This window comes from Actinomadura sp. 7K534 (assembly GCF_004348575.1).
Lineage (GTDB): Bacteria > Actinomycetota > Actinomycetes > Streptosporangiales > Streptosporangiaceae > Spirillospora > Spirillospora livida.
On sequence record NZ_SMKB01000231.1, the window covers coordinates 1 to 11200 of the forward strand.

Annotated in this window: 9 protein-coding genes; 4 read left to right on the top strand and 5 right to left on the bottom strand. The window is 72.5% G+C overall.

The features are described from left to right. The first annotated feature begins 349 nt into the window (after positions 1-349). Positions 350-775, top strand: a complete 426-nt coding sequence (locus E1266_RS30360; RefSeq protein WP_132052876.1) for a Fur family transcriptional regulator — start codon at positions 350-352, stop codon at positions 773-775. Between the two features lie 95 nt (positions 776-870). Here the strand turns inward: E1266_RS30360 and katG are convergent, their stop codons facing one another. The 5 genes from katG to E1266_RS30385 form a co-directional block, all read right to left on the bottom strand. Further along, positions 871-3102 carry a catalase/peroxidase HPI gene (gene katG / locus E1266_RS30365; RefSeq protein ID WP_132052878.1) on the bottom strand — a complete coding sequence of 744 codons (2232 nt, stop codon included), beginning with the start codon at positions 3100-3102 and terminating at the stop codon, positions 871-873. A 32-nt stretch (positions 3103-3134) separates the two neighbouring features. After that, the gene (locus E1266_RS30370; RefSeq protein WP_132052880.1) at positions 3135-3566 is read right to left on the bottom strand and encodes a Fur family transcriptional regulator; all 432 of its coding nucleotides are present in this window, start codon (positions 3564-3566) and stop codon (positions 3135-3137) included. A 203-nt stretch (positions 3567-3769) separates the two neighbouring features. After that, positions 3770-4417, bottom strand: coding sequence for a lytic polysaccharide monooxygenase auxiliary activity family 9 protein (locus E1266_RS30375; protein WP_243719071.1), 648 nt, complete (start codon positions 4415-4417; stop codon positions 3770-3772). A gap of 136 nt (positions 4418-4553) precedes the next feature. After that, positions 4554-6476: a Na+/H+ antiporter NhaA gene (gene nhaA / locus E1266_RS30380; RefSeq protein ID WP_207946002.1), complete on the bottom strand. Its 1923-nt coding sequence runs from the start codon at positions 6474-6476 to the stop codon at positions 4554-4556. A gap of 30 nt (positions 6477-6506) precedes the next feature. Continuing rightward, positions 6507-7448: a pirin family protein gene (locus E1266_RS30385; RefSeq protein WP_132052885.1), complete on the bottom strand. Its 942-nt coding sequence runs from the start codon at positions 7446-7448 to the stop codon at positions 6507-6509. A gap of 153 nt (positions 7449-7601) precedes the next feature. Here E1266_RS30385 and E1266_RS30390 point away from each other — a divergent pair, with 153 nt between their 5' ends. From E1266_RS30390 to E1266_RS30400, 3 genes are all read left to right on the top strand, one after another. Further along, on the top strand, positions 7602-8636 hold the full coding sequence (locus E1266_RS30390; RefSeq protein WP_132052887.1) for an iron ABC transporter substrate-binding protein: 1035 nt from the start codon (positions 7602-7604) through the stop codon (positions 8634-8636). A gap of 4 nt (positions 8637-8640) precedes the next feature. Continuing rightward, positions 8641-10152 (top strand): iron ABC transporter permease, encoded by a 1512-nt coding sequence (locus E1266_RS30395; RefSeq protein ID WP_132052889.1) that lies wholly within the window; start codon positions 8641-8643, stop codon positions 10150-10152. After that, positions 10149-11200 (top strand): ABC transporter ATP-binding protein (locus tag E1266_RS30400; protein WP_132052891.1); only part of this gene is annotated, 1052 nt, incomplete at its 3' end. The genes E1266_RS30395 and E1266_RS30400, both read left to right, overlap by 4 nt.

Sequence of the window (11200 nt, forward strand, 5' to 3'; positions counted from 1 at the left end):
GTGGAGGGGTGGGGGCGGTCTCCGGGCGGTGACCCGGATCGACAGCGGGTCTGTCGATGGCAGCAGTGTTGGCCGCACGCGATGGCGTGTCAACGGTTTTCGAAAAATTTCGAGAAGATTCTACCGATTGCGATGGCATTCGAGCTGGTCAGAAGCAATGTCCAGAGAGTCCAGTTCAAAGCTGTCCACAGCGGGCGGCGGAGTACGATCAAGATCCGGGTGAAGATTCCGAAACTTTCGATACGACTCCGGTATGTCTCACCGGCGCCCAAGGCCGGACTCATACCACATCCGACTAGACTTGGGTTGCTCGTTGTCTTAAATCCTTCACGAAGGCAGGTCCGGCGAAATGACCGCATCCCAGACCACGACGACGGCCGGGGAGCTGCGCGGGGCCGGCCTCCGGGTGACGGCCGCCCGCGTCGCGCTGCTCGAGACGGTCCGGGACGGCGACCACCTCGGCGTGGAGGCGATCGCCTCCGGGGTGCGCGATCGCGTGGGCCACATCTCGCTCCAGGCCGTCTACGAGGCGCTCCACGCGCTCACCGCCGCGGGTCTCGTGCGCCGCATCCAGCCCGGCGACAGCCCCGCCCGGTTCGAGGGACGCGTGGGCGACAACCACCACCACCTGGTGTGCCGCAACTGCGGGGCGGTCAAGGACGTCGACTGCGTCGTGGGCCACCCGCCCTGCCTGGACCCCGTCGACGAGGCCGGCTACCTGGTCGACGAGGCCGACGTCACCTTCTGGGGCCTGTGCCCCGAGTGCCGCTCCTGAGCGACCGCTGAGCGGCCGCCGAAACGGACCAGGCCGGCCCGATGGGCCGGCCTGGACTCTCACTTACGGATGACGGACCCGTTCAGGCGCCGTCCTCAGGCGATGTCGAACCGGTCGAGGTTCATCACCTTGTCCCACGCGGCGACGAAGTCGCGCGCGAACTTCTCCCGCGCGTCGTCGGCCGCGTAGACCTCCGCGATCGCGCGCAGCTCGGAGTTCGAGCCGAACACGAGGTCGACGCGGCTGCCGGTCCAGCGGACCGCGCCGGAGTCGTCGCGGCCCTCGAAGACCTCCGCCTCCTCCGTCGTCGGCTTCCACGTCGTGCCCATGTCGAGCAGGTTGACGAAGAAGTCGTTGGTCAGCGTCCCCGGCCGGTCGGTGAGGACGCCGAGCCCCTCCGCCCGGCCGTGGTTCGCGCCGAGGGCGCGCAGCCCGCCGACGAGGACCGTCATCTCCGGCGCGCTGAGCGTGAGCAGGTTCGCCCGGTCGATCAGCGAGTACTCGGCCGGCAGCGGGTTGGCCTTCCCGAGGTAGTTGCGGAACCCGTCCGAGGTCGGCTCCATCTCGGCGAAGGACTCCACGTCGGTCTGCTCCTGCGACGCGTCCGTCCGGCCCGGGGTGAAGGGGACCTCGATGTCGAGGCCCGCGTCCTTGGCGGCCTTCTCCACGGCGGCGCACCCGCCGAGCACGATCACGTCGGCGAGCGAGACCTGCTTGCCGCCGGTCTGCGCCCCGTTGAAGGACTCCTGGACGCCCTCCAGCACGCGCAGCACCCGCGCCAGCTCGTCGGGCTGGTTGACCTCCCAGCCGTTCTGCGGCTCGAGCCGGATGCGGGCGCCGTTGGCGCCGCCGCGCATGTCGGACCCGCGGTAGGACGCTGCCGACGCCCACGCGGTGGACACGAGCTGCGAGACCGACAGCCCCGAGTCGAGGAGCTTCGCCTTGAGCGCGGCGATGTCGCCGGCGTCGACGAGCTCGTAGGTCCGCTCGGGGATCGGGTCCTGCCAGACCAGCGTCTCGCTCGGGACCTCGGGTCCGAGGTAGCGCGCGACCGGCCCCATGTCGCGGTGGGTCAGCTTGAACCACGCGCGGGCGAAGGCGTCCGCGAACTCGTCGGGGTTGTCCTTGAAGCGCCGCGAGATCGGCTCGTAGACCGGGTCGAAGCGGAGCGACAGGTCGGTCGTGAGCATCGTCGGGTGGGTGCGCTTGGACGGGTCGTGGGCGTCGGGGACGGTGTCGGCCCCGGCGCCGTCCTTCGGCCGCCACTGCCACGCGCCCGCCGGGCTCTTGAACAGCTCCCACTCGTAGCCGAAGAGGATCTCGAAGAAGCTGTTGTCCCACTCGGTGGGGGTGTCGGTCCAGATGCCCTCGAGGCCGCTGACGATCGCGTCCCCGCCCTTGCCGGTGCCGAAGGTGCTCTTCCAGCCGAGGCCCATCTGCTCCAGCGGGGCGCCCTCGGGCTCGGGGCCGACGTGGTCCGCCGGGCCCGCGCCGTGCGTCTTGCCGAACGTGTGGCCGCCGGCGATGAGGGCGACGGTCTCCTCGTCGTTCATCGCCATGCGGCGGAACGTCTCGCGGATGTCGCGGGCCGCGGCGACCGGGTCCGGGTTGCCGTTCGGGCCCTCCGGGTTGACGTAGATGAGCCCCATCTGCACGGCGCCCAGCGGGTTCTCGAGGTCCCGGTCACCGCTGTAGCGCTGGTCGTCGAGCCAGGCGCTCTCCGGGCCCCAGTAGACGTCCTCCTCCGGCTCGAAGACGTCCTCGCGCCCGCCGGCGAAGCCGAACGTCTTGAAGCCCATCGACTCCAGGGCGACGTTGCCGGCCAGGATGAACAGGTCGGCCCAGGAGATCGCCTGGCCGTACTTCTTCTTGACCGGCCACAGCAGGCGGCGGGCCTTGTCGAGGCCGCCGTTGTCGGGCCAGCTGTTGAGCGGCGCGAAGCGCTGCTGGCCGGACCCGGCGCCGCCGCGCCCGTCGCTGACGCGGTAGGTGCCCGCGCTGTGCCACGCCATCCGGACCATGAACGGGCCGTAGTGGCCGAAGTCGGCGGGCCACCAGTCCTTCGAGTCCGTGAGGATGCCGGCGATGTCCCGCTTCACGGCGGCGAGGTCCAGGCCCTGGAACGCCGCGGCGTAGTCGAAGTCCCCGCCGAGGGGGTTCGCGACGTCGGGGTTCTTCGCGAGCAGCTTCAGGTTGAGCCGGTTCGGCCACCAGCCGTGGTTGCCGCCGCTCTGGGTCGGGTGGGGAGCGCGCTGGTGGACGACCGGACAGCCGCCTTCACCCTGTGCGTTCGCGTCGTTGACGATCGACTCTTGCTTCTCCGACATGGGATCCTTCCAAGGGCTGTGCGAGAGATGGTTCAGAAGTTCTGGCCGGTGGAACAGTCGGGGCACAGGCCCCAGTAGATGACCTCGGCTTCGTCGATCGAGAAGCCCCGGCCGTCCGAGGCGGTCAGGCAGGGCGTCTCGCCGACGGCGCAGTCGACGTCGGCGATGGCGCCGCACGACCGGCACACGACGTGGTGGTGGTTGTCGCCGACCCGCGCCTCGTAGCGCGCCACGGAGCCGGACGGCTGGATGCGCCGCACCAGACCCGCCGCGGTCAGCGTCCGCAGCGAGTCGTAGACGGCCTGGTGGGACACCTTGGGCAGGTCCCGGCGCACGGCACCGATGATCCCGTCGGTGTCGGCGTGCGGATGCGCGTGGACCGCGCTCAGCACCGCGACGCGGGGCCGGGTCACGCGCAGCGCGGCCCCGCGGAGCAGTCGCTGGTAGTCCGACGGTGTCGCCACGTCGGACAGACTGGCTCACTATCTGGAGTCAGTCAAGAATGAGAAGCCATCAAGTTTGTGTCGTTTTGCGAGCGATCGCGCCCGGCCGGCATGATCATCGCATCCGCCGCCGTTCCCCGTAAAGGCCCTGGTGCACCCGCAAATGGGACGTCCCGCCGGATGCCGTGCGGCATCCGGCGGGACGGGATCGGGAGGCGGGGGGACTAGCGGAAGTTCACGTCAGAGCAGATGTAGTACACCTGGTCCATGTGCGACGCCTGCCAGATGGTGAAGACCACGTGGCGGCCGCTGCGACCGGGCGCGCTGACGTTGCCGATGACGTAGTTGTTGCTCGGACCGTACCTGCCGGTCTCGCGGACCAGTTCCAGGTCGCTCCAGCGCAATGGCTGGTTCAGGCCGTCGTAGCCCTGCCGGGTGACGTAGACGCGGAAGTAGTCCGCGCCGTGGCTGGCCTGGTCGTAGAGGTTGATGGTGAAGTTGGAGCCGATGTCGGTCGTCTTCCACGCGCCCACGGCGTCCAGGGACCGGTAGCGTCCGCCCTCGGCGTGGCCGCCGCTGCACAACTGGCCGTCGGGCACCGCCGCGCGGTGGTCGCCGCCGACGTTGTTCTGGTAGAGCCCGTTCCAGTTCCACATGGCGTTGGGGTTGTCCTGCCACGCCTGCCAGCACATCGGGTCCTGCTGCTGCATGGCGGGGTTGAGGTGGTCGCTGCCCCAGCGGTCCCAGCACCCGTAGTTGCGGGACGCGGGGTCGATCACCGAGCCGTGGGCGGCGGCCGTGTCGACCCACAGGAGCGGCAGGAGGATCGCCGCGAACAGGATCGTCACGGCACGGCGTATTCGGTTGTGCATCTGCGAGGTCTCCATTCCGGTTGCGGGGGTATGGCCGGATGGGAGCGCTCCCGCAACGGATGTTAGACCGGGCCGCACTCCGAGTCATTTCGGCGTGAAAACCTTTCACGCGGCGGCTCGCCGGGCGCGGGCCCCGCTACCCGGCCGTCGGTCCTCCGGCCTGGTCCTCCGGCGCGGCGGACAGTTTCGCACCGGGGCCGGCGGAGAGCCGCAGCTCGCGCGCGAGCGTCTCCGCGTCGTAGGCGCCGGTGTGGCGCCGCCCGCCGATGAAGAAGGTCGGCGTGCCGCTCGCGCCGCTCGCCTCGGCGCTGGCCACGTCCGCCCGCACCCGGGCGGCCGTGCTCTCCTCGTCGATGTCGCGCAGGAACTTCTCGATGTCGAGCCCGATGTCGGCCGCGTAGCCGGCGACGTCCTCGTACTCCAGCTCGCCCTGGTGCTCGAAGAGCAGGTCGTGCATCTCCCAGAAGCGCCCCTGCGCGCCGGCGGCGACGGCCGCGCGCGACGCGAACTCGGCGTGCGGGTGGACGTCCGGGAGCGGCAGGTGGCGGAAGACGTACCGCAGGTCGTCGCCGAAGCGGGCGCGCAGCTCGGCGGCCACCCCGGTGGAGCGGGCGCAGAACGGGCATTCGAAGTCGGCGTACTCGACGAGCGTGAGCGGCGCGTCGCGGGGGCCCTTGACGTGGTCGTACTCCGGGTCCACCGGCCGGTCGAGGATGCGGGGAAGGTCGGCCTCCGTCTGGCCGCGCAGGACCATCGCCGCGCGGAACACCACCCAGCCGAGGACGGTCGCGAGCAGCGCCCCCAGCAGCACCCCGACGATCGCCTCGTCGCGGAGGGCCTGGTCGCTGAAGGCCAGCCGGGCGATCAGCAGGGAGACGGTGAACCCGATCCCGGACAGGGCGGCGCCGCCGAACACCTGCTCGGCGCTGACCCCCCGGGGCAGGCTCCCGAGGCCGAACCGCGCGCCGAGGACGGCGCTCAGCCCGACGCCGATGGGCTTGCCGACGACGAGGCCGACGATCACGGCCCATGTGACCGGCGACGTGAGCGCGTCGCCGAGGACGCCGCCGCGCAGGTCGACCCCCGCGTTGGCCAGCGCGAACACCGGGACGACGACATAGCTCGTCCACGGGTGCAGGACCGTCTGCAGCCGCTCGTTGACCGAGACGGCGCGCTGCAGCCCCAGCCGCGCCGACATCCCGAGGTCGGCCATGGGCGACTGCCGGAACGCGCGGAAGTGCCGGGCGGCCCGCTCGACCGCCTCCCGGGCGCGCGGGTGCGCGGGGATGAGGAGCCCGCCGAGCATCCCGGCGATGGACGCGTGCAGCCCCGCCTCCACGGTGGCGACCCACAGCGCCACGACGACCAGGACGTAGGGGGCCGAGCGCCACACGTCCAGCCGGTTCAGCAGCACCGGCACCGCGCACAGCCCGAGCATGACGGCCAGCGGCCCCAGGTGCACGTCACCGGAGTAGACCGCGCCGATCACGGTCACGGCCACGATGTCGTCGATGACCGTGAGGGCGAGCAGGAAGACGCGGAGCTGCGTCGCGAACCTGGGGCCGACCACGGCGAGCGCGCCGAGCATGAACGCCGTGTCGGTGCCGATCACGATGCCCCACCCGTTCGCGGCCTCTCCCCCGGGCGCGACCAGCAGGTACAGGAGCGCGGGGACGACCATCCCGCCGACCGCGCCGACGATCGGGATGGCGACGCGGCGGCGGCTGGTCAGCTCGCCGACGCTGAGCTCGTACCGGACCTCCATGCCGATCACGAAGAAGAACAGGGCCATGAGCCCGTCGCTGACCCAGTGCCCGAGGTCCATCGACAGCCCGGCGCCGCCGAACGTCAGCGACACCTCCGTCGCCCAGAGCGATTCATAGTGTTCGGACCAGGGGGAGTTGGCCCAGGCCATGGCCACCACGACGGCCGCGAGCAGCAGCCCGGCGCTGCCCACCTCCGTCGCCAGGAACTGCCGTACCGGGCCGGAGAGCTGGGCCAGCAGGGCCTGTCGCTTGACCCGGGTCTGGGAGTCGTCGCGCTTCTTCCGCCACCTCACCGGGCCATCCAACCAGGCCGCCGACCGCCGTCAGCGCCCGGCTTGCCGCCACGGGGGCGGGCCCACGGGGATGCGGGGCAGGGAGCTGCGCACGCGTCCGAAGCGGTCGTCCTGGGCGGACCAGGAGGCGTAGGCGGCGTCGATCTCGTCCTGGGTGCGGCCCACGAAGTTCCACCACATCATGATCGGTGTCTCGAACGGCTCGCCGCCGAGCAGGATCGCGCGGGACGGCTCGCGCACCTCGACGCGCAGCTCGTCCCGCCCCTCCCCGAGGTAGCCCAGCTTCCCGGGGCGCAGGGGCTTGCCGTCGATGGCGACGGCGCCTTCGAGGACCACCACCGCGTACTCGAAGTCGGTGCGCAGCGGCACCGTGGAAGTAGCCCGCAGGTCGAGGTCGACGCCCACCAGCGGGGTGTCGTGCCTGGCGGGGCTGGTGAGGGAGCCGAACTCGCCGACCAGCACCGTCGCGACGCCGTCGTCCAGGCCGGTGCGCGGAAGCTCGGCGTGGTGCTCGAAGCCGGCGGCGCCGTGCCGGGTCGCCTCGGGGAGCGCCACCCAGAGCTGGATGCCCTCCAGGGTGCCGCGGTAGTGGCCGGTGGCCTCCTCCGCGTGGGAGACACCGCCGCCGGACGTCATCAGGTTGAGCTGGCCCGGCTTGATCACCTGCTCCGAGCCGAGGCTGTCGCGGTGCAGCACCTGCCCGTCGGTGAGCCAGGTGACGGTCTGCAGGCCGATGTGCGGGTGCGGGCCGATGTCGAGGCCGCTCTCCTCGGTGACGTCGGCGGGCCCCATGTGGTCGGCGAAGCACCACGCGCCGACCGTGCGGCGCCCCCGGCGCGGCAGCGCGCGGCGCACCCGGAACTTCCCGACCGTCGCCTCGCGGCTGTCGGTCACCTCCACGCACGGCGCGGTGGCGTGGCTCCCCTCGGCCTGCGTCGCCGGGGCGTCGACGCTGCTGACCGGACCGCTCATCGGAACACCTCGCTACTCGCCGGATCCGCCAGCGTAACCTTCCCCGCCGCACCGGCCCCCGATGCAACCGGAGGCGGGGGTCCCTCGCGCGATCAATTTAGGCAAGGCTAACCTGATTCCACCACGTCCGGATTTGCGACCTCAGAGGCAGTCATGCGTAACCCCCTGCGCCGTTTCACCCCCGTCCTGGCTGTGGCGGCCCTCCTCTCGCCACTCGCGACCGCCTGCGGCGGCGAGGACGGTGCCGCCGGCTCCGACGACGCCGGCATCGTCGTCTACTCCGGCCGCAACGAGAAGCTCGTCCAGCCGCTGCTGGACAAGCTGGAGAAGGCCGTCGGCACCGGCGTCGAAGTCCGCTACGGCGGCAGCGCCGAACTGGCGGCGCAACTCCTCGAGGAGGGCGACAAGACCGAGGCCGACCTGTTCTTCTCGCAGGACGCCGGAGCCCTCGGCGCCCTGGCCAAGGAGGGGCGCCTGGACAAGCTGCCCGAGCCGGTGCTCGGCAAGGTGCCCGCGCAGTTCCGCGGCAGCGGCGGCGACTGGGTCGGCGTCTCCGGGCGGGTCCGCGTCCTGGCCTACAACCCCGACAAGGTCGACAAGGCGCCCGACTCGGTCCGCGACCTCACGAAGCCGGAGTGGAAGGGCAAGGTCGGCTACGCGCCGACCAACGCGTCCTTCCAGGCGTTCGTCACCGGCATGCGGGTCCTGGACGGCGAGGACGCCACCCGCAAGTGGCTCAAGGGCATGAAGGACAACGGCGTCAAGGCGTACGACAACAACAACGCCGTGCTGGACGCCGTGAACTCCGGAGAGGTCTCCGTCGGGCTCATCAACCACTACTACTGGTACGAGAAGGTCGCGGAGAAGGGCGCGGACGGCGTCACCGCGAAGCTGCACTTCCTCCCGGGCGGCGACCCCGGCGCGCTGGTCAACGTGGCGGGCGTGGGCCTGCTGAAGGGCAGCGGCCAGCGGGACGCCGCGCTCAAGGCCGCCGAGTTCCTCCTCTCCGCGGAGGCCCAGACCTACTTCAGCGACGAGACCAAGGAGTACCCGCTGGCCGCCGGGGTCACCAGCAAGGTCCCGGACCTGCCGCCCCTGGAGTCGCTCAAGGCCCCGGAGATCGACCTCGGCAAGCTGGAGTCGCTGCAGGAGACGCTGGCGATGCTGCAGGAAGCCGGGATGGTCTGACCGGATGACCGGAGGACGCGCGCCCTGGGTCCTGCTGGGACCGGCGTGCCTGGCCGGGGCCCTCGCTCTGCTGCCGCTCGGCTACCTCGCCGTGCGCGCGCTGGAGCGAGGCCCCGGCTTCGCCTGGAGCGTCGTCACCACCGAGGGCACCGCCCAGCTCATGGGCCGCAGCCTGGCCCTCGCCGCCGCGGTGGTCCTGGCCTGCCTGATCCTTGGGATCTCGCTGGCCTGGCTGACCGTGCGCACCGCGCTCCCCGGCGTCCGCGCGTGGGCGGTCGCGGCGACCCTGCCGCTGGCCGTGCCGAGCTACGTCGCGGCCTTCGCGTGGCTGTCGGCGGTGCCGGGCCTCGCCGGCTTCACCGGGTCGGCCGTGGCGCTCACCCTGGTCAGCTACCCCTACGTCTACCTGCCGGTCGCCGCCGCCCTGCGCGGGCTCGATCCTGCGCACGAGGAGGCGGCCAGGTCCCTCGGGCTGGGGCCGGTCGCCACGTTCGTCCGCGTCGTCCTCCCGCACCTGCGCCCGGCGGCCGCCGGAGGCGGGCTGCTGGTCGCGCTCTACGTCCTGTCCGACTTCGGCGCGGTGTCGCTGATGCGGTACGACACGTTCACCCGCGGGATCTACGTCTCCTACCAGGCCAGTTTCGACCGCACCCCGGCCGCCGCCCTGAGCGTCGTCCTCGTGCTGATGACCGTGGGCCTCGTCGCGCTGGAGACGCGCACCCGGGGGCGGCACCGGCACGCCAGGACCGGTTCCGGGACCGCCCGTCCTCCCGTCCCGGTGCCCCTCGGGCGCCTGACGGCGCCCGCGCTGGCCTGGTGCGGGGCGGTCGTCTCCGCCGCCGTCGTCTTCCCGCTGGCCACCCTCGCCTACTGGCTGGTGACGGGGCAGCGCTCCACGTGGGACCTCCCCAGGCTCGCCGAGACCGCGGGCGCCACGCTCGGCGCCGCCGCGGCCGGGGCCCTGCTCACCACCGTGCTCGCCCTGCCGGTCGGCGTGGTCGCGGCCCGCTACCGGGGACGGGCCGCGGAACTGCTGGAGCAGGCTGCCTACGCCGGGCACGCCCTGCCCGGCATCACCGTCGCCCTCGCGCTGGTCTTCTTCGCGGTCCGCTACGTCCATCCGATCTACCAGGAGCTGCCGCTGCTGGTCTGCGCCTACGCGGTGCTGTTCCTGCCGATCGCGGTCACCGCCACCCGCGCGGCCGTCCTGCAGTCCCCGCCCGTGCTGGAGGACGTCGCCCGCTCGCTCGGGCACCGCCCGCTGCGCGTGCTCCGGACCATCACCGTGCCGCTCGCCGCGCCCGGCGTCGCGGCGGGCGCCGCGCTCACGTTCGTGGTCTGCATGAAGGAACTGCCGGCCACCCTGCTGCTCCGTCCCACGGGCATGGACACCCTCGCCACCCGGCTGTGGACGGAGACCGGCGTCGGGGCCTACGCCGACGCCGCGCCCTACGCCGCCGTGCTGATCCTGCTCGCGGCGGTCCCCTCGTACCTCCTCGGGAGGCATCGCACATGACCGAACTGCGGATCGAGGGCCTGACCAAGGCGTACGGCCCGGACGCCACCGTCCTGGACGGGCTCGACCTCACCGTCCCCGCCGGGTCGCTGGCCGCCGTGCTCGGCCCGTCCGGCTGCGGCAAGACCACCCTCCTGCGCGTCATCGCGGGCTTCCTGCGCGCCGGCGCGGGAACCGTCGCCGTCGGGGACCGCCTTCTCGCCGGGCCCGGGACGCACGTCCCGCCGGAACGCCGCCGCATCGGCATCGTGCCGCAGGAGGGCGCGCTGTTCCCGCACCTCAGCGTGGCCCGCAACGTCGCCTTCGGCGTCGCCGACCGGGCCGCGCGCCGCCGCCGCGCCGCGGAGATGCTCGACCTGGTCGGCCTGGCGGGATACGGCGACCGGATGCCGCACGAGCTGTCCGGCGGGCAGCAGCAGCGCGTCGCCCTGGCCCGCGCGCTCGCCCCCGAGCCCGCACTGGTCCTGCTCGACGAGCCGTTCAACGCGCTGGACAGCGCGCTGCGCGCCGGAGTGCGGGCCGACATCCGCGCGGCGCTGCGCGCCACCGGCGCCACCGCCGTCCTCGTCACCCACGACCAGCAGGAGGCGCTGTCCACCGCCGACCTCGTCGCCGTCGTCCGGGACGGGCGGATCGCCCAGTGCGGTCCCCCGCACGAGGTCTACACGCGGCCGGCCGACCCCTGGGTCGCCGGGTTCGTCGGCGACGCCGTGCTGCTGCCCGCGCACGCCGCCGAGGGCACCGCCACCACCGCGCTCGGCGCCGTCGAGCTGCGCACGCCCGCGGCCGCTCCGGAGGGCACCGTCATACTGCGGCCCGAGCAGCTGCGGCTCACCGAGCCCGGCGAGACCGGCGGGACCGAGGGGACCGACGGGACCGTGCACGGCGCGACGGTGACCGACGTCCGCTACTACGGGCACGACGCCATGATCACGGTCGTCGCCGACGGCGTCGAGACGCCCGTCGACATCCGCGTCGCCGGCCACTCGCCGTTCCGGCCGGGCGACCGGGCGGGCGTGCGGGTCACGGGGCGGGCGGGCTTCCATCC

Coding starts and splice junctions, on each gene's coding strand:
- E1266_RS30360 (WP_132052876.1), top strand. CDS start 350: ATGACCGCATCCCAGACCACGACGACGGCCGGGGAGCTGCGCGGGGCC.
- E1266_RS30395 (WP_132052889.1), top strand. CDS start 8,641: ATGACCGGAGGACGCGCGCCCTGGGTCCTGCTGGGACCGGCGTGCCTG.
- E1266_RS30375 (WP_243719071.1), bottom strand. CDS start 4,417: ATGCACAACCGAATACGCCGTGCCGTGACGATCCTGTTCGCGGCGATC.
- katG (WP_132052878.1), bottom strand. CDS start 3,102: ATGTCGGAGAAGCAAGAGTCGATCGTCAACGACGCGAACGCACAGGGT.
- E1266_RS30390 (WP_132052887.1), top strand. CDS start 7,602: ATGCGTAACCCCCTGCGCCGTTTCACCCCCGTCCTGGCTGTGGCGGCC.
- E1266_RS30385 (WP_132052885.1), bottom strand. CDS start 7,448: ATGAGCGGTCCGGTCAGCAGCGTCGACGCCCCGGCGACGCAGGCCGAG.